We start from the raw sequence: 17,870 nt of genomic DNA on the forward strand, positions 1-17,870 counted from the left end.
AAAAGGCACCCACCAGTCCCCAATCAAGAATAAATTGAATCAAAGCGTTGTGGGGATGGTAAATGCTAAATCTAAATTCAGGAAAAAACCGAAACGAATCTGGCCCCAACCCCAGTATCAATGAATCCTTGCATTTGGCAAAAGAAGTCGTCCACAAAAGAGGTCTTCCCGTCATCATACTATTTGAACTTCTCTCAATGGATTTTATCCCCCCCATACCAGGATGATCCACGGCAAAAAGATTAGAACAGATCAAGCCGGTCAGGATGGCGAAGAAAAGAATCATCAAAAATTTTTTTCTGTTTTTTGTGTTAAACAGCAACACAATGCAAACCCCAATGACTGCCGATCCAATCCCACCTCTGGAACCGCTCCAGAGAAGGAATCCCCAGCAAATGGACTGCAAAAGATACAACAATGCTGAATATCCAAATTTTTTATCCACAACAAAGACCAGAGATAAACTCAAACATAGGGATGCCGTGCAATAATGACCAAAATGTCGTATGTGATTGAAGTGGGGAGGGTAATTAAACCAGTTATAGGTGACAGGATTTGGCAGATAATACCAAAAACAAAAAAAAGCAGCACAGATCAGCAAGAATCCCGCAACAATTATTCCATGCACAAAAACAACCCTGTTTGGGCTTTCTCTAAGGTATCCCCAGAGGCAAAAAGAAAATAAAATTTTGCAAAACCATTCCCACTGGCGGACAATTGAGGGTGCAACTCTTTGTGAAAGGGCCACAGCAAGGATTGCCCATGCAACCCATAGGATAAACATATAAAATTCAGTTTTTGGCAGAATATAAAAGGTTTTTCTTTGAATATAAACGAATGAAAACAAAAGGATAAAGATCAATTCAAAAGAACTCTGGACAATCCTGAAATCAAAGGTTGAGCCTTGATAAAAAAATGGTGGGATACCAAGGGGTAAAACAAGAAACGCCATCAACAATTTAGATTTAAAGGATTGTAAACTCACCTTTAACAATGCCTTCATTGCTCTATGGGATTAAAAGCTAAATTTGAGTTATCAACACAACCAAACTTGTCCATTCTGATTTCTTTAAACACCTCAATGCTGATTGATCGTTTTTTTATTTTTCTTCCCCCTCCTCCTGCTTGCTCAACCGATACCGGATGGATCTGAGGCTCAGCCCCAAAAGCTCTGCCGCCTTGTTCTTGTATCCACCGGCAAGTTCCATGGCTTTTTTAAGATAGGCATCCTCAATGGTCAGGAGAATCTTGTCAAGATCAACCCCCTGGGCCACATCATCAAGGTCGTACCGGCACCCTTTGATGCCTTCGATCCATCGTCGTTTTTTGTGCATGGAAATGGAAAGACTCTCTGGCAGGATGATGTTGGTGGAAGAAAGGGCCACACTTCGTTCGATCAAATTTTCAAGTTCCCTGACATTGCCGGGAAAGCTGTACTTGTTCAAAAAATCAATGGCATAGGACGAAAGCTTTGAGATATCCTTGCCCATTGTTCTGGCGTACTTTTCCGTGAAGAAATTGGCCAGGAGTTGAACATCACCCTTTCTGTCCCGCAGGGGCGGTACCTTGAGGGGAATCACGTTGAGGCGAAAAAACAGATCCTCCCTGAAATTGCCGTCAATCACCTCCTCTTCCAGCCGTTTGTTGGTGGCTGAAATGATCCTGACGTCAACGGTGATCTCCCGGGTGCCCCCAACGGGTTTCACAACCGTCTCCTGAACCGCCCTGAGCAGCTTTACCTGGAGCATGGGGGGTAATTCCCCAATTTCATCAAGGAAAATAGTTCCCGTATGGGCCGCCTCAAACAGGCCTTTTTTTTCCGCCACAGCCCCTGTGAACGCGCCCTTGACATGGCCGAAGAATTCGCTTTCAATCAGGGTCTCTGGAATACCACCGCAGTTGACCACCACAAAGGGATGGTCACAACGGTCGCTCATGTCGTGGATGGCCCTTGCAATGAGCTCCTTACCTGTTCCACTCTCCCCTGAAATCAGAACGTTGGTTTTGGTTTTTGCCACCTGGTTGATCATGTCGTAAATGCGCATCATGCCGGGGCTGTTTCCGATGATCTTGCCAAAGTGAAGGTGTATTTCAGGTTGGGTGGAAGGGGATGTTTTTTTGTCCCCCGACAGTTTTAACTCCAGGGCCTTTCCAAGGGTGGCTTTAAGCTCTGAGTTGTCAAAGGGCTTGGGAACAAAATCAAAGGCGCCTTCGTTCATGGCTTCGACTGCTATCTCCGTGGTGGAATAGGCGGAGATAAGAACCACAACAGTTTCAGAATCTTTTTTTTTGGCGGCCCGTAACACATCCAGCCCGGTGAGATCCCCCAGTCGGATGTCGGACAGAACAAGGTCAAAACTGTGTTTTTCAATCAAGGCGACGGCTTGCTTGCCGTTGTTTGCTAAGCTGACATCATACCCCTCCTGGACCAGGAGCACCTCCAGAAACTCGCGCATGCTCAACTCATCGTCAACCACCAAAATTTTTGGAACTGCAGAAGCCACCTAAATCTCCCTCTGGTAAATGATTCTCCCTTCAACCATGGTGAGCAAGACCTCTCCCTTGACCTCAATACCGGCAAACGGCGTGTTTCGACTCTTTGAGACAAAGGTTTCAGGATCAATAACGTGTACCCTGTCAGGGTCAATAACTGTGATGTCGGCAGGGTTACCAGGGATCAACCGGTTGTCGAGGCCAAGAAAACGGGCCGGATTTCTGGACATCTTTTCCACCAGGGTTTCCATGGAGAGGAGTTCATCCTGCACAAGCTTTAACGAGAGCACAAGGGACGTCTCAAGACCAATGATGCCAAAGGCTGCCTGGTCAAACTCAACCGCTTTTTCAAGGGGAGAGTGGGGGGCGTGGTCCGTTGCGATGCAGTCAATGGTGCCGTCCTGCAAGCCTTTGATGACGGCAAGCCTGTCCGCCTCACTTCTCAAGGGCGGATTCATCTTGGCATGGGTGTCGTAATCACCCACAGCCTTGTCCGTAAGGGTGAAATAGTGGGGAGCTGTCTCGCAGGTCACCTGGACCCCCCGTTGTTTGCCGTGGCGGATGGCATCCACCGACTCTTCACAGCTCACATGGGCGATGTGTACCCGGGCATGGGTGAGTTCTGCAATGGCAATCTCCCGCATGACCATGATACTTTCGGCAGCATTGGGGATGCCCTTGATGCCGATCCTTGTGGCAAAGCTTCCCTCGTTCATGGCCCCGTCCCGTGCAAGGGAAAGATCCTCTGAATGGGACATCACGGGAAGGCCAAGGCCTGTGGCATACTCCATGGCCCGGCGCATCACCCTTGCATTTTCAACGGGTCGTCCATCGTCGGTGATGGCGACCATGCCCGCCTGTTTCATCTCCCCATACTCGGCAAGGGTTTCGCCCTTAAGTCCAAGGGTGATGGCTCCCACTGGATAGACCCGGCTGAGACCAGCCGCCTTTGCCCGGTCCAGGATAAACCGTGTCACCTGGGCATTGTCGTTCACAGGGGATGTGTTGGGCATGGGACATACTGCCGTAAACCCGCCCTTTGCGGCAGCCATGAGACCCGTTTGAATGGTCTCCTTGTACTCGTGGCCGGGTTCTCTCAGGTGAACATGAAGATCAATCAGACCGGGAACAAGTAACATCCCTGTGACATCCACGGTGTCAATCCCGGGTTCTGGATCCGCGGCCCCGGGGTCCAGAAGGGCATGGACGAGCCCATCCTTTACCAGGAGATCCTTTTGCTCATTTATATTACCAGGATCAACAATGTGTGCACCCTTAAATCGTATCAGCATTTCGACTACCTCCTGCAACCAGGTAAAACAGGGCCATTCTTACGGCCACACCGTTTGTCACCTGGTCTAAAATAACAGAGTTCCTGCCGTCGGCCACCTGGTTTGAAATCTCAACGCCCCGGTTCAAAGGGCCGGGATGCATGACAATCACATCCGGTTTTGCCAGCTTGAGCCGTTGGGCATTGAGCCCGAACAGGGCCGCATATTCGCGTTCCGTTGGAAAGAGAATGTTCTCCTGTCGCTCCTTCTGAATGCGCAGCATAATAATGACATCGGCATTTTCAATGCAGGAGTCCATGTCCGGGGCAACCTTGCAGCCAAGGGCCTCAATCCCCCTTGGAATCATGGTTGCCGGTGCCGAAATCGTGACGTTGGCCCCCATCTTGGTAAAACCTGTGATGTTGGACCGGGCCACCCTGGAATGACTGATATCCCCCACAATGGAAATGTTAAGGCCTTGTAACTCCCCCTTTTTCTCCCTCACGCTCATGAGGTCAAGAAGCGTCTGGGAGGGATGGGCATGGATGCCGTCTCCGGCGTTGATGACCGATGCATTTACATGCTTTGCAATCAGATGGGGAGCTCCGGATGACGGATGGCGAAGAACAATGATATCCGGATTCATGGCCTCCAGGTTCCTGGCCGTATCGATCAGGGTTTCACCCTTGACAATACTGCTGGTACTTTTGGACAGGGAGATTGAGTCGGCACTGAGCCTTTTGGCCGCAATGTCAAACGAGCTTTTTGTCCGGGTACTGGGTTCCTGGAACAGGAGAACAATGGTCTTGCCCCTGAGGGTCGGCACCTTTTTAACCGGTCTTTTTGAAATTTCCTTCATTCCTTCGGCCGTGTCCAGAATCATGGTTATATCCTGGACCGACAGGGATTCCATATCAAGGATGTCTTTATGTTCAAAACGCATTTGCTCTTTCCTGTCCCCTGATTTTAAACTGAAGTTTTTACCTGCTATCTTAAAATATCTCCAAGTCGGTTCCAGCGGACCCCGAAGGCTTCCTTGTTCCACGACCAGTAAATGACAAACGCCTTTCCCCGAACGGCCTTTAGATCCACAAAACCCCAGAACCTTGAATCATGGCTGTTATCACGGTTATCGCCCATGACGAAAAGCGAATGGGCAGGAACGGTGACCGGCCCAAAGTTGTCCCGTACTGTAAATTGAACCGGAATGATCCGGGGATCCTTGTGGATGGCGTAGGTTTCGTTTTCCTGGAGTACATCATTCACATAGAGCTGCTTGTTTTTTATCTCAACCGTGTCTCCGGCAACGCCGATGACCCGTTTGATAAAATCCTTTTTCGGGTCTTCCGGATACTTGAAGACAACAATATCTTTTCTCTCAGGATCTGTGATGTGAACAAGGGTCTTGTCGGTAAAGGGAATCTTTATCCCATAAATAAACTTGTTGACAAGGATATGGTCTCCAATGAGGAGGGTATTTTTCATGGATCCAGAAGGAATCTTGAACGCCTGGACAATAAAGGTTCTGATGAACAGGGCCAGGATCACGGCGATAATGATGGCTTCCAGATTTTCACGCAGACTGCTCTTTTTTTTCTCAATACTCATTTAATTGTCTTCTCTTTGGGGAAACAGTCGCTGGAATATCACCATTGGCGGCGTTTCAAATTTCGCTGTGGCCAGATCAAATACCATGATCTAATAACATGATCCGGTACCCTGCTCCAATACCATGCCGTTTATTTATTAAAAAGATACTGGGGTTCGCCCAGAAAAAATTCGCCCTTTTGGATCCAGCGCTTGAGCATGGCAGCTATTTTCCTTGCCCGGACCATACTCGACAGGGGCACGGTCTGAATATTTCGGCCCTGGATCATGATGGTTCCGCTCTTGAGTTCTGCATAGCTTACCTGGCCGTAGCTCTTTGAAATTCCCAGGGGATAGTCATGACCATAATCCACCACCTGGGTAAAAATTTCATCGTCAGACACTGCCGTAAATTTGACCATCTCCTCGTTGAGGATGGGAATGGGAATGCCAAGTCCCACGGACAAAGAGACCCCATACCCCCGGAGGCTCTGACCCACCAGCCATTCGGGTGACATCTGTTTAAGATCTCCCATGAGACAGAGGGTTGCAGCGGGTGTCACTGGAACCCCATTCGGGGTCCGGTCCACGGCTGTTTTATGCTGGGTCCCCTGCCAGGTGACAAACCCCTGGCCGCCCCCGAGAAAGACTCTCGTTCCAAGTCCGATGGTCTTGAGATAAGGATCATTGAACAAGGGACTTAAGGCCCCGGCGGTGGAATAGCTGGCATTGCCCATGTCGGGCTTAAGGGTGCCCATATAGGTGTACTTGATTTTGTTGGAACGGTTTATGGCACAGTTATAGTTCTGGTAACCGTTCCTCGGATTGCAAAGCGTTGCGCTGGGAAGATCATTAAAGGTCACAATCTTTTCAATTTTCCGATTGGGATAGCAATCCGTTCCATAGCTCTTTGCCACAAGCTCGATCTCTTTTCCCGCCACAAGGTCCTGGATCACATGGCCGCCACCATAGTTGAACTCACCCGGGTGAAGCTTGTTTAACGGATCATCCTCGGATGTCTGGGTGGCGCCAAGATAACAGTCAACCGCTGCCAGACCCGAGTAGGCCGCCACCTTGTTGAACCAGGTTTCAGTCGTTCGAATAAGGGGCTTTGACTGGCCGATATTGATAAATGCACCCGAAGAGCACATGGGTGCAAAGGTACCTGTGGTGACCACATCAACGGCCCTTGCCGCCTCGACAGGACCCTCATTTTTCACTATGTCTATAATCTCTTCGGCTGTTACAACAACAGCCTTGCCATTTCTGATCCGCTCGTTGATCTCTTGATAGGTCTTGTTGATTTTATAATCACCCATTTCACTGATGCCTCTGTTTGAGATAATATTTTGAGATAAATATTTTTTTTTGACCCATTTTCATATGAAACGCCCACAGATGTATTGCAATCGGATGCATTGCAATCAGAGGCGTGTATCATTTGCTACGGTCAGAACAGATACCATGTTCCGGCCCTACCAATTATTTCAACTGGGTTTCAACCCCTTTTATGTTGTACTCAATATTGTTTTTGATCCAGGTAGTATCCCACCATTCCACAGGATTTACAAACACGTTGTTGACGGCTACGCCAAAATGAAGATGATCTCCGCCGGCAAGGCCTGTTTCCCCCGTCTTTCCAATGATATCGCCCCTTTTGACTATATCCCCCTTGGATACTGAAATAGCACTTAAATGGGCATACAGGGTGGTGAGTCCGAATCCATGGTCAATGAGAACGGTATTGCCGAAAATCCCCACATGTTCAGTTGCAAGGATTCGTCCATTGTTGGCAGCAGGGACAGGTGCCCTTGAAACCGAGGCAAGATCAATACCCATGTGAATCTGCCTGTCAATCTCCTTGCCATTGAACTTGTAAATTCTGTGATCGGCAAAATTTGCCCGATTGGCAGACCCTGGCAGCCGTAAAAACGCATTCTTCCAGAAGAGCGTATTCTCAGTTGCCTTTACCGGTTCAAGCACGGTTTTAACGTTTCCTTTTCTTACCACCGTATTGATGTAGAGATATTTTGCAAGCAGGGGATTTTCAGTTGAGTCAAAGGTCGTACCACTGATGTCAACGTCAAACTCGGGTATCTTTTCGGCTAAAAAACCCTGGGAAATATTCAACGTATCGGTCTTAAACTTCCGGTCCCGAATGTAGTGAAAGAACCCCCGCCTGGAAACATTTCCGGCAAGATCCTCGGCCTTGACTTTCATCTCTGTCCCCGGCCCCTGCTCAAAACTTAGGGCAAAAAAGGCGGCAAAAACATTCTTATCCTTGAACATACCGGGGTGGCCCGGAAAAAAATTATCCCCTACCACCACGCCACTGGTAATGTTGTCTTCAAAAAGCCTGTACACAATGAGCCCTACTCCACCCCGGGTCACATTGTGTTTGGTGGTCAAAACCTCAATCCGGGGAGGTCGGGTATCAATGGTCACCGTTCGTTCGACAGTCACGGTATTGCCCCTATTCCAACCCCGCCAGGAGTAATCGGAGACAATTATCTTTAAAACAGCTTCACCATCCTGCATCCCGAACTTTTTAAACGCCACAGGCACTTCAACAGCCTGGTCAAGCACCTGGGAACCCATGAAAAGCCCCTGGTAACCAAGGGGTTGAAAATGCTTATCTAAAAGGGTCACTTCCTTGCCCGCTTGAACAAGCGCCACATTTAAATGGCGAAGACCGGTTCCGACATCTCGAGCCCTGAGAGAAACAGTATAATCCTGTTTTAAGTAGGGCGAAGGAAGCGCCACCTCAACAACCGGCGCCCTGCCCTCAAATTCGCTGAAAAAGAACCATCCCAAAGGCAGGACAACCACCAAAATAAAGGTAATAAACAAAAGCTTTTTCACTCAACACACCTATAACCAAAAAAAATTTAACCCCAATGAAAGTTGGAGTAAAATAACAGCAATAGACCAAGTTATCAAGGCATTTTCCATTGTTGACTTTTCAACCACCAAAAGATAGCCTATGTGAAACATTTACCTTGGAGCGTTTACAAATGGACACCTTTTTTTCCACCCAGACACCCGCTGCCGGCGATTCATTTCTTCTCATTGCAGGCCCCTGCGTTATCGAAGATTATGACACCACCTTTCATACGGCAAGCCAACTTAAAAAGATAACCGATGGGCTGGGTATCCCCTTTATCTTTAAATCATCCTTTGACAAGGCCAACCGGAGTTCCATCGACTCATACCGGGGGCCTGGATTTGAAAAGGGCCTTGAGATCCTGGCAGCCATCAAGCAACAACTTGGCGTAAAGATCATTTCCGACATCCACCTGCCCGAACAGGCAGGGCCTGCTGCAAAGGTCCTTGACGTACTTCAGATCCCTGCATTTTTATGCCGTCAGACAGACCTCATCACTGCTGCGGCCCGAACGGGAAAACCGTTGAACATCAAAAAAGGTCAATTCCTGGCACCCCTGGAATGCCGCAATATCATCAAAAAAGCCCAAGCAGCTGGATGCACCCGGTTAAGCATTACTGAAAGGGGATCAAGCTTTGGATACAACAACCTGGTGGTGGACTTCAGGGCCATTGACATCATCAGAAGCCTCGGTGTACCGGTTGTCTTTGATGCAACCCACAGCGTACAGCTCCCGGGGGGCGCTGGAACCACCTCTGCAGGGGATCGAAAATTTGCCCCCACCCTGGCCCGGGCCGCCATTGCAGCTGGTGCCGACGGACTTTTCATTGAGACCCATCCCGACCCTGACCGGGCACTTTGTGATGGACCCAACTCCGTCCCCCTTGCTCAGATGCAGTCGTTTCTTGAACCCCTTATTGCCATCCGAACCGTGGTGGCCCCCCTGATCCAGGCATCCTGACATGAACGTTGAAACACACCCCAGTCTTGAAGCCCAACTAAAACAGATCAAGCTGCTGCTCCTGGACGTGGACGGCGTCCTGACCGACGGTGCCATTACCTACACGGACCAGGGCGATGAGATAAAACGGTTCAGCGTAAAGGATGGACTTGGCCTGCGGCTTCTCATGGATGCCGGCATCAGGGTGGGAATCATCACGGGCCGAAAATCCCAGGCCCTTACTGCAAGGTGCAACAACCTGGGGATCAATCTACTGTACGACGGGATTAAAAACAAGGTGACAGCCCTTGAAACCATACTCGACACAACCGGATTCAACGCCTCTGAAACCGCTTTTGCAGGCGATGACCTTCCAGACATCTGCGTCATGGCACGGGTTGGGCTTGCCATAGCTGTGGCAGACGCAACAGACGAGGTCAAACAAGCAGCCCACCTGGTAACCCGTAAAAACGGGGGGGGTGGGGCCGTCCGGGAGGTGTGTGAACTAATACTTAAGACCAGGGGGGAATGGAATGACATCATCAACCGGTTCTCCCGATAAAATCCGTCCATGAAACGTAAAATCAACACACCCAAAAGGGTAAGAATCGTTCTGGTGCTGCTGCTGTTCTTTCTGACAGCAGGCATTGGTGGGCTCTACTATAAGCAGCGTTTTTTTTCTGGAGACCTTGTTCTGAAAAAGATTTCCGTCGACTCCAAGGCCACTTTGCTGCTCAACAAAATGCACCAGACATCAACGCGCAACAGTATTAAAGAATGGACCCTTGATGCCTCATCTGCAAAGCTTTTAAAAGATGAGAACAAGGCCCAGATGACCGACGTGCGTGTGGTCTTTTTCACCGACAACGCAAAGGAAATCCACCTTTCTTCGACAAATGGACTCCTGGATACCAAAACCCACGACATGAGCTTTTCCGACAACGTCGTTGTCACCTATGACCAGTACACCCTGAAAACTGCTGAGTTGCATTATGACAAGAAAAGACATATACTCTATTCAAATGTTCATATCAGCATCATGGACAAGGAATCGATCCTTGAAGCGGATACAATGGAGACAGACCTGGACAAAAACACGACCAGGCTCAGGGGAAATGTTAAAGGAACTTTCAGTGAAACATTTAATTTTTTTAATGGTATGGGCAGTGATTCTTAGCCCGAGTCTTATTTCAGCCCAGACAGCTGACAACCTCCAGGACAGAAGCCTTCACATCACTGCAGACGCCATGACATCTGAAAGGGACAGCTCCTTTGTGGCGTTTACAGGCAATGCCGTGGCAACCAGCCAGGACGATGTCATCCATGCCGATGCCATAAAGATATTCATATACACGGAAGATGAGAGAAAAAAGTTAAGCAAAACCGACGAGCAGAACATCAAGGAGATCATTGCCACGGGGAATGTGACATTCACATCCCAAGACCAAAAGGCATTTGCCGACAAGGCTGTCTACACAACATCAACCCTTGTGCTGACTCTGACGGGTGACGCTCCCAGGGTAATCACAGGTGAAAGCTTTGTCACCGGCAAAAAAATCACCCTGTTTCGAAGCAATGGCAAGGTGGTTGTGGAGAGTGGGAAAGACCAGCGGGTCGAAGCACTGTTCAACCCCGCGGACAAAAAGAAAAATAAAGAGGGTGAATGACAAGACTTGCGTTGAAAAATCTTGTTAAGACCTACAACGGTCGAAGGGTAGTCAATGGTGTTAACATTGAGGTCAACCCTGGGCAGGTGACCGGCCTGCTGGGGCCTAACGGTGCCGGCAAGACAACCACATTTTACATGGCCGTTGGAATGATCAAGCCGGACAAGGGTCAGGTTTTCCTTGACCACAATGACATAACAGACTATCCAATGTACATGAGGGCAAGAAACGGCATCGGGTACCTTCCCCAGGAGGCATCCATATTCAGGAAACTCACCGTACGTCAGAATATTACAGCCATTCTTGAGGTCCGGCCCGATGTTGAAACGAACGTCAATGCCAAGGCAGACCGCCTCATGGAAGAGTTGGGCATCGCCCGTCTTGCCGATCAAAAGGCAAGCGTGCTCTCAGGCGGAGAACGAAGACGGCTTGAGATTTCAAGGGTGCTTGCAACCGACCCTTTGTTCATCCTTCTGGATGAACCCTTTGCCGGGATTGACCCCCTGGCCGTGTCAGACATACAGAAAATCATCACCCACCTCACTGAACTTGACATCGGGGTTCTGATATCTGACCATAACGTGAGAGAGACCCTTGGGGTGTGCAACTTCGCCTATATCATGAATCAGGGAGAGGTGATTGAATCGGGAAACCCGGAAAAAATCACCTCCAGCGAAATTGCAAGACGATTCTACCTTGGAGATAAATTTAGGCTCTGATTATGGCTTTAGGACTACAACAAAACTTAATACTCACCCAGCAACTGGTGATGACCCCCCAGCTGCAGCAGGCGATAAAACTACTCCAGCTCTCCCGGCTGGAGCTTGCCGGGATGATCGAGCAGGAACTCGAGGAAAACCCGGCCCTGGAAGAGAGCATTCAGGAAATAACCCAGGCAGAGGCCCGGGAGATTGAACGTGAAGCCGACACCAAAGACCAAAACGAGGACCTGAAAGAGGTCACCATTGAGGAAAAACTTTCCCAGGACACGGACTGGGAAAGCTATATCAACGAATACAACTCAACGGGAAGGGTTCACTCGGAAAGAGATTTCCAGGAGGCCCCCAATTACGAGGCATTCACCTCAGCCAAAAAGACCCTTGAAGATCACCTTCAGTGGCAGCTTCTCATGAACAGCCCAACCCCTGATCAGGAACAGATAGGAAGCATGATCATCGGCAGCCTCAACGTTGACGGATATCTTTGTTCAACGGTTGAGGAAATTGCTGAACCCGGGGGTTTTGAAATCGAAGCCGTTGAAGCCATGCTCAAAACCCTGCAAACCTTTGACCCGCCCGGTGTCTGCGCAAGGGATCTCAGGGAATCACTGCTCATTCAGATTACGAGACTTGGCATCGAAGATCCGATGCTTGAACGGATCATCACCCGGCACATGAAAAACCTGGAGAACAAAAACTACAAGAAAATCGCAAAGGATCTAGGCATATCCATAGATCATGTGGTTTCAGCCGTGAACGTCATCAAATGCCTGGAGCCCAAACCAGGTCGAGAGTTCAGCACTGAAGAACCCCAGTACATTATTCCAGACATCTATGTATACCGGGAAGGCGATGATTTTAAAATTGTCATGAACGACGACGGCCTGCCCAAACTGAGGATAAACCGTGTATACAAAGAGGCAGTCGCCAAGGGCACCAAGATATCAAAAGAGACCAAGACCTACCTCAACGAGAAGATGCAGAGCGCTTCCTGGCTCATCAAAAGCATCCACCAGCGACAGAAGACCATCTATTCTGTCATGGAGAGCATCATCAAGTTCCAGCGGGAATTTTTCCTCAACGGGATCACCCAGTTAAAACCCATGATCCTGAGGGACGTGGCCGAAGATATCCAGATGCACGAATCAACCATCAGTCGGGTCACAACCAACAAATACGCATACACCCCCCAGGGGTTATTTGAACTTAAATATTTTTTCAATAGTTCCATCTCAAGAACTGATGGTGATTCAATGGCTTCGGCAAGTGTCAAGGACAAAATCAAACTTATTATTGAAAAGGAAGATCCTCAAAACCCCTACAGCGACAAGCGACTGACAGAGATATTAGAAGAGGCTAACATCAACATAGCCCGCAGAACCGTAGCCAAATACAGGGAGATGCTTCACATTCTTCCGTCAAGTAAACGTAAACAATTTTAGGGAGGTTTTTTTTATGCAGACATCCGTCACTTTTAAACAGATTGATCCTTCCGATGCATTAAAATCCTATGTACAGAAAAAGGTAGACCGATTTGACAAAATGCTTGAAAGCCCGGCAGAGGCAAACGTGGTTCTGTCCGTTGAAAAGATTAGACACATTGCCGAAATAACCCTTGTGTGTGACCGATTGAAGATCCATGCAAAGGAGGAGTCTGAAAACATGTACTCGTCCATTGACACCCTTATGGACAAGGTGGCAGGCCAGATAAAGAAAAACAAGGACAAGATGCGACGCCACATGTCAGGCAACAAGGCAAGCATCAAGGACAATGATATTCTCCTCACCCCTCCCGAGGCCGCCTCGGACACCTCCACTCCTGAAGTGATCATGGAGGCCATTGACGTAAAACCCATTGACATCGATGATGCCGTTATGGAACTCAACTCTGGTAAGGAAAATTTCTTTGTGTTCAGCAATGCAAGGACAGAGCGTGTCAATGTTCTCTACAGGCGTAACGACGGAAAGCTTGGATTGATCCAGCCCCGCAGATAGCAAATTGCCAGGAGATTATGAAACTATCAGAACTATTACCAAGGGGTGCCATCATCCCGGACCTTGCATCAAAGGATAAAAAAGGCGTTCTTGAAGAACTTGCAATTTGTGTCGCTCCCATGGCCAGGACCGGGAGCGACGAAATTGTAAGGGTTCTTCTGGAAAGAGAACAACTTGGCAGTACAGGTATCGGTGGCGGAATTGGAATTCCCCACGGCAAGCTTGCCACTGTCGACTCCATAGTTGTCGGGTTCGGTTTGAGCCGCAAGGGAGTCTCATTTGACTCCCTTGACCACAAACCGGTCCATATTTTTTTCCTGTTGATAACCCCTGAAAACTCCACAGGAAGTCACCTGAAAGTTCTGGCACAGATTTCAAAGCTTCTCAAAAAGGACCACTTTAAGGAAAGCCTGTTACGGGCCGAATCCATTGACGAAATCCAGAAAATCATTCTTGACATTGATGAAGAGTTTTAACCCATGAACCGCCAAAGCCTATTTATACTCACCGGCCTTTCCGGGTCAGGAAAGAGCACAGCCATGGAGGCATTTGAAGATGCAGGTTATTACTGCGTTGACAACATGCCCATCGAGCTTCTGCCAAAATTTCTTGACCTCCCCCTGGACAGCGACACCGACATAAACGGTTTTGCCTTTGTCATGGACATCCGGGCCAAACAATTTTTATCCCAATTTCCTTCGGTCCTGGAATCCTTGGGGAAGAACGGGCATATTCCGGAAATTATTTTTCTTGAGGCCGATGAAAACATCCTTTTAAAACGATACAGCCAGACCCGGCGCCATCACCCCGCAGGTCAGGACAAAAGTCTGATTGAAAGCATAAAGTCAGAAAAAAGCCTCATGCTTCCCATCAGAAAAATTTCAAAACGGATCATTGACACAAGCAATTACAATGTCCACCAGCTTAAAGCCGAAATCCGCAATATTGCCCACCACCACGCCCTCAAACCTGTATCCATGAAGATCAACCTCCTCTCGTTTGGATTCAAGTACGGCATCCCTACGGATGCAGATCTTGTGGTTGACATGCGGTTTCTCTCAAACCCTTTTTTTGTACCAGAGCTGAAAGCGTTGAATGGTCGCACAAAGGAGGTTAAAGATTTTGTGCTTGAAACCATCCAGGCCAAAACTTTTTTAAAAAAATACCTGGGCCTTCTCGACTATCTGATTCCGCTTTACACCCTTGAGGGGAAAGCGTATCTTACAATAGCTGTAGGATGTACAGGTGGTCGACACAGAAGCGTTGCCATTGCTGAAAACATTTTTGAACACCTGAGCCAGCGAGGCTTTGAACCCGGCATCATCCACAGGGACATAGACAGGGATACAAAAGAGCTATGACAGGAATTTTAATCGTCACCCACTCAACACTTGGAGAAGCATTAATTGAAACCGCTCAATTAATCCTGGATACACAAATAGAAAAAATCAGCTTTGTTTCCATTGACATCAGGGAACCTGCCGACGCATTGATCAAAAAGATCAAAACCGGCATCAAAACCGTCAATGATGGAAAAGGGGTGATCATTTTCACCGACATGTTTGGTGGAACCCCATCCAATCTGAGTTACTCGTTTTTAGAAGAAGGGGCCGTTGAAGTGATCTCAGGGGTCAACCTTCCAATTCTGCTCAAGGCAATTTCAGTAAGGGATAAACAGGAACTTTCAGCGGCAGCAGCGGCCATTGTGGCCCAGGGGAAAAAAAGTATTTCCCTTGCAAGCGGAATTTTAAAAGGAAGCAAACGTGCATGATCGGTTGGCTTGAATTCCAACCCGGCTTCCCAACATGTGTTTCTTTTACTACCAACGTTCAGGAGGTACAATATCGTGGGAATTAAACTTGGAATCAACGGTTTCGGTAGAATCGGCAGACTGGCGTTCAGGGCTGCATTGAAACGATCAGATCTTGAAGTCGTCGCCATCAACGATCTTTCAGACACAAAGACCATGGCGCATCTGCTTCAATTTGACTCTGTACATGGCAGGCTCGACGCAACCATCACAACCACTGAAGATACCATGGTCGTCAACGATCGAACCATAAAGGTCTGTTCCCTCAAGGATCCGGGACAAATTCCGTGGAAGGATGCAGGCGTTGACATTGTTCTTGAATGTACGGGCATCTTCCGGGACAGGGAGGGTGCAGGAAAACACCTCAAGGCCGGTGCAGCAAAGGTTATTATCTCAGCCCCAGCGGTTGATCCCGACAGCACCATTGTCATGGGTGTCAACCATGACACCTATGATCCTGAAAAACATGACATCATCTCCAATGCCTCATGCACCACAAACTGCCTTGCCCCGGTTGCAAAAGTTCTCCTGGAGAATTTCGGAATTGTGAGCGGGATGATGACAACCGTTCATGCCTATACAGGAGACCAGCGACTCCTTGACTTTCCCCACAAGGATTTGAGGCGGGCACGTTCCGCAGCGCTCTCCATGATCCCCACCACCACAGGAGCAGCCAAGGCAGTTGCCCTGGTTCTTCCGGAACTCAAGGGAAAACTCAACGGCCTGTCGGTCAGGGTACCCACCCCCAATGTGAGCCTGGTTGACCTTGTAGTGGTCGTTGAAAAGGCGAACGTCACCCGGGAAGAGGTAAACCAGGCCCTTGAAAGAGCGTCAAAGTCCGACCTTGCCGGAATTCTCGATTACTGCGAGCTTCCCCTGGTCTCCATTGACTACAACGGCAGCCCTTTTTCTTCGATTGTCGATGCCATGAGTACGGATGTCATCCAGAATATGGTCAAAATTTACGCCTGGTATGACAATGAATCAGGCTACTCCCACCGACTCATTGACCTTGCAGCCCTGGTGGGAAAATCCCTATAGCCACCTCATCCTATCGGGCGCAACAGACCATGAAACTCAACATCCGTTACGCTTGTCAGGCTGAATCGAGTTTCTAATAAAAATAATGGCTGACCGAAAACCCGTGTTTGGGCGAAAAATTGCCCATATGCAAGGCGCAAAAAATTCTGAAACCGGAGCGTACTAGTGTACGTGAGGTTTCAGAATTTTGCAGCAACGCAGCAGATGGGTGATTTTTTGTTCAAACACTAATGAGGAGATCCTTATGAGTAGAAGAGCGTTAATCGCCGGCAACTGGAAAATGTTCAAGACCGGCACGGAAGCCGTTACCACGGCTACAAGACTTGTTGAACTTGCATCTGAAGTTGTTAATACTGACATCATGATCGCCCCCACCTTTTTAAGCCTTCCCCTTGTATCCCAGGCGGTGGCAGGATCAAATGTAAAGGTCGGGGCTCAGAATCTGTTTTATGAAAATGAGGGTGCCTACACAGGTGAAGTATCCGCCGCCATGGTAAAGGCAGCCGGTGCCGACTATGCCATCATCGGTCATTCAGAGCGCCGCCAATATTTTGGAGAAACCGATGAAACCGTTTGCAAAAAGATAGCCGCAACCCTCAAGGCCGGCCTTATCCCTGTTCTGTGCATTGGTGAGACCGGGGCACAAAGGGATGGGGAAAAAACCTTTTCCGTGCTTGACAAACAGGTGTCAAATGGGTTAAAAAGCTTTGATTCTGATGCACTCCAGCCCCTTGTTATCGCCTATGAGCCGGTTTGGGCCATCGGAACGGGAAAAACAGCAACTCCGGAGCAAGTGGCCCAGGTACACGAATATATCCGAAAGCTTGTTAACGATAAATTTGGCAACACGCTTGCAATGTCCATCCGTATACTATATGGTGGTTCAGTTAAGCCGGGGAATGTTTCGGAAATAATGAAAATTAACGATGTCGATGGCGCATTGGTTGGCGGAGCCAGCCTTGATGCAGATACGTTCATCAAAATAATAAGGTACAAATAACAAACCATGACAACCCTGATTATAATTGCACATGTAATTGCCTGCATCCTTTTAATTCTCATCGTTCTGCTCCAGACAGGAAAAGGTGCAGACATGGGCGCTTCATTTGGTGGTGCATCCAGCCAGGCTCTGTTCGGTGGCGCAGGACCGGCTACATTCCTGAGCAAAATAACAACCGGGGTTGCCGTGATTTTCATGCTCACCTCACTGACCCTTGCTTATATGTCAAGTCATAAACCTGAGACATCCATTATGCCTGACATAAAAATACCGATTGAGCAGCCTGCAACGACTGACAGCAAATAGCATACATCCTGCCGAAGTGGTGGAATAGGTAGACACGCACGCTTGAGGGGCGTGTGGGGCGACCCGTGGGAGTTCAAGTCTCCCCTTCGGCACCAGATATAAAAAGCCGCAATCATTGCACAATGTTTGCGGCTTTTCATCTTTTTAAAAGACTTGG

At 48.5% G+C, this 17,870-nt stretch carries 19 protein-coding genes, 1 tRNA gene and 1 pseudogene; 14 read left to right on the plus strand and 7 right to left on the minus strand.

What is annotated here, in order from left to right; all coding sequences use genetic code 11:
• Positions 1-4: 4 nt before the first annotated feature.
• From HRM2_RS28360 to HRM2_RS13765, 7 genes and pseudogenes are all read right to left on the minus strand, one after another.
• A pseudogene (locus tag HRM2_RS28360) lies at positions 5-1,003 on the minus strand (O-antigen ligase family protein); the annotation flags it as partial.
• A gap of 97 nt (positions 1,004-1,100) precedes the next feature.
• Complete coding sequence (locus HRM2_RS13740) at positions 1,101-2,504, minus strand: sigma-54-dependent transcriptional regulator (RefSeq protein ID WP_015904629.1); 1,404 nt, start codon at positions 2,502-2,504, stop codon at positions 1,101-1,103.
• On the minus strand, positions 2,505-3,785 hold the full coding sequence (locus tag HRM2_RS13745; RefSeq protein ID WP_015904630.1) for a dihydroorotase: 1,281 nt from the start codon (positions 3,783-3,785) through the stop codon (positions 2,505-2,507). It abuts the gene before it with no gap.
• Positions 3,769-4,707 carry an aspartate carbamoyltransferase catalytic subunit gene (locus HRM2_RS13750; protein ID WP_015904631.1) on the minus strand — a complete coding sequence of 313 codons (939 nt, stop codon included), beginning with the start codon at positions 4,705-4,707 and terminating at the stop codon, positions 3,769-3,771. Before HRM2_RS13750 ends, HRM2_RS13745 begins: the two co-directional genes overlap by 17 nt.
• 44 nt (positions 4,708-4,751) lie before the next feature.
• On the minus strand, positions 4,752-5,372 hold the full coding sequence (gene lepB / locus HRM2_RS13755) for a signal peptidase I (RefSeq protein ID WP_015904632.1): 621 nt from the start codon (positions 5,370-5,372) through the stop codon (positions 4,752-4,754).
• A gap of 131 nt (positions 5,373-5,503) precedes the next feature.
• Positions 5,504-6,670 carry a homocysteine biosynthesis protein gene (locus tag HRM2_RS13760; protein ID WP_015904633.1) on the minus strand — a complete coding sequence of 389 codons (1,167 nt, stop codon included), beginning with the start codon at positions 6,668-6,670 and terminating at the stop codon, positions 5,504-5,506.
• A 163-nt stretch (positions 6,671-6,833) separates the two neighbouring features.
• Complete coding sequence (locus HRM2_RS13765) at positions 6,834-8,213, minus strand: M23 family metallopeptidase (protein WP_015904634.1); 1,380 nt, start codon at positions 8,211-8,213, stop codon at positions 6,834-6,836.
• 152 nt (positions 8,214-8,365) lie between these two features.
• On the opposite strand from HRM2_RS13765, the gene kdsA reads away from it, so the two are divergent.
• The 14 genes from kdsA (at position 8,366) to HRM2_RS13835 (ending at position 17,808) form a co-directional block, all read left to right on the plus strand.
• Positions 8,366-9,196 carry a 3-deoxy-8-phosphooctulonate synthase gene (gene kdsA / locus HRM2_RS13770; RefSeq protein ID WP_015904635.1) on the plus strand — a complete coding sequence of 277 codons (831 nt, stop codon included), beginning with the start codon at positions 8,366-8,368 and terminating at the stop codon, positions 9,194-9,196.
• A 1-nt stretch (position 9,197) separates the two neighbouring features.
• Positions 9,198-9,737: a KdsC family phosphatase gene (locus HRM2_RS13775; protein ID WP_015904636.1), complete on the plus strand. Its 540-nt coding sequence runs from the start codon at positions 9,198-9,200 to the stop codon at positions 9,735-9,737.
• Positions 9,738-9,746: 9 nt separating this feature from the next.
• Positions 9,747-10,352, plus strand: a complete 606-nt coding sequence (lptC, locus tag HRM2_RS13780; protein WP_015904637.1) for an LPS export ABC transporter periplasmic protein LptC — start codon at positions 9,747-9,749, stop codon at positions 10,350-10,352.
• A complete protein-coding gene (locus tag HRM2_RS13785; protein WP_015904638.1) occupies positions 10,309-10,842 on the plus strand; it encodes an LptA/OstA family protein in 534 nt (177 codons plus the stop codon). Before lptC ends, HRM2_RS13785 begins: the two co-directional genes overlap by 44 nt.
• Positions 10,839-11,561 carry an LPS export ABC transporter ATP-binding protein gene (lptB, locus tag HRM2_RS13790; protein ID WP_015904639.1) on the plus strand — a complete coding sequence of 241 codons (723 nt, stop codon included), beginning with the start codon at positions 10,839-10,841 and terminating at the stop codon, positions 11,559-11,561. Before HRM2_RS13785 ends, lptB begins: the two co-directional genes overlap by 4 nt.
• 2 nt (positions 11,562-11,563) lie before the next feature.
• Complete coding sequence (gene rpoN / locus HRM2_RS13795) at positions 11,564-13,003, plus strand: RNA polymerase factor sigma-54 (protein WP_015904640.1); 1,440 nt, start codon at positions 11,564-11,566, stop codon at positions 13,001-13,003.
• A 13-nt stretch (positions 13,004-13,016) separates the two neighbouring features.
• The gene (hpf, locus tag HRM2_RS13800) at positions 13,017-13,556 is read left to right on the plus strand and encodes a ribosome hibernation-promoting factor, HPF/YfiA family (RefSeq protein WP_015904641.1); all 540 of its coding nucleotides are present in this window, start codon (positions 13,017-13,019) and stop codon (positions 13,554-13,556) included.
• Positions 13,557-13,573: 17 nt separating this feature from the next.
• On the plus strand, positions 13,574-14,032 hold the full coding sequence (locus HRM2_RS13805) for a PTS sugar transporter subunit IIA (RefSeq protein WP_015904642.1): 459 nt from the start codon (positions 13,574-13,576) through the stop codon (positions 14,030-14,032).
• 3 nt (positions 14,033-14,035) lie between these two features.
• Positions 14,036-14,917, plus strand: a complete 882-nt coding sequence (gene rapZ, locus HRM2_RS13810; RefSeq protein WP_041273274.1) for an RNase adapter RapZ — start codon at positions 14,036-14,038, stop codon at positions 14,915-14,917.
• Positions 14,914-15,327, plus strand: a complete 414-nt coding sequence (locus HRM2_RS13815) for a PTS sugar transporter subunit IIA (protein ID WP_015904644.1) — start codon at positions 14,914-14,916, stop codon at positions 15,325-15,327. Before rapZ ends, HRM2_RS13815 begins: the two co-directional genes overlap by 4 nt.
• Before the next feature lie 75 nt (positions 15,328-15,402).
• Entirely contained in the window at positions 15,403-16,407 is a 1,005-nt protein-coding gene (gap, locus tag HRM2_RS13820; RefSeq protein WP_015904645.1) for a type I glyceraldehyde-3-phosphate dehydrogenase, read from the plus strand.
• Between the two features lie 244 nt (positions 16,408-16,651).
• Entirely contained in the window at positions 16,652-17,407 is a 756-nt protein-coding gene (tpiA, locus tag HRM2_RS13825; protein ID WP_015904646.1) for a triose-phosphate isomerase, read from the plus strand.
• A gap of 6 nt (positions 17,408-17,413) precedes the next feature.
• The gene (gene secG / locus HRM2_RS13830; RefSeq protein WP_015904647.1) at positions 17,414-17,713 is read left to right on the plus strand and encodes a preprotein translocase subunit SecG; all 300 of its coding nucleotides are present in this window, start codon (positions 17,414-17,416) and stop codon (positions 17,711-17,713) included.
• A 10-nt stretch (positions 17,714-17,723) separates the two neighbouring features.
• Positions 17,724-17,808: transfer RNA gene (locus tag HRM2_RS13835), tRNA-Leu, on the plus strand.
• Positions 17,809-17,870: the final 62 nt, after the last annotated feature.

Origin of the sequence: Desulforapulum autotrophicum HRM2 (assembly GCF_000020365.1) — a bacterium.
Taxonomy (GTDB): Bacteria; Desulfobacterota; Desulfobacteria; order Desulfobacterales; family Desulfobacteraceae; genus Desulforapulum; species Desulforapulum autotrophicum.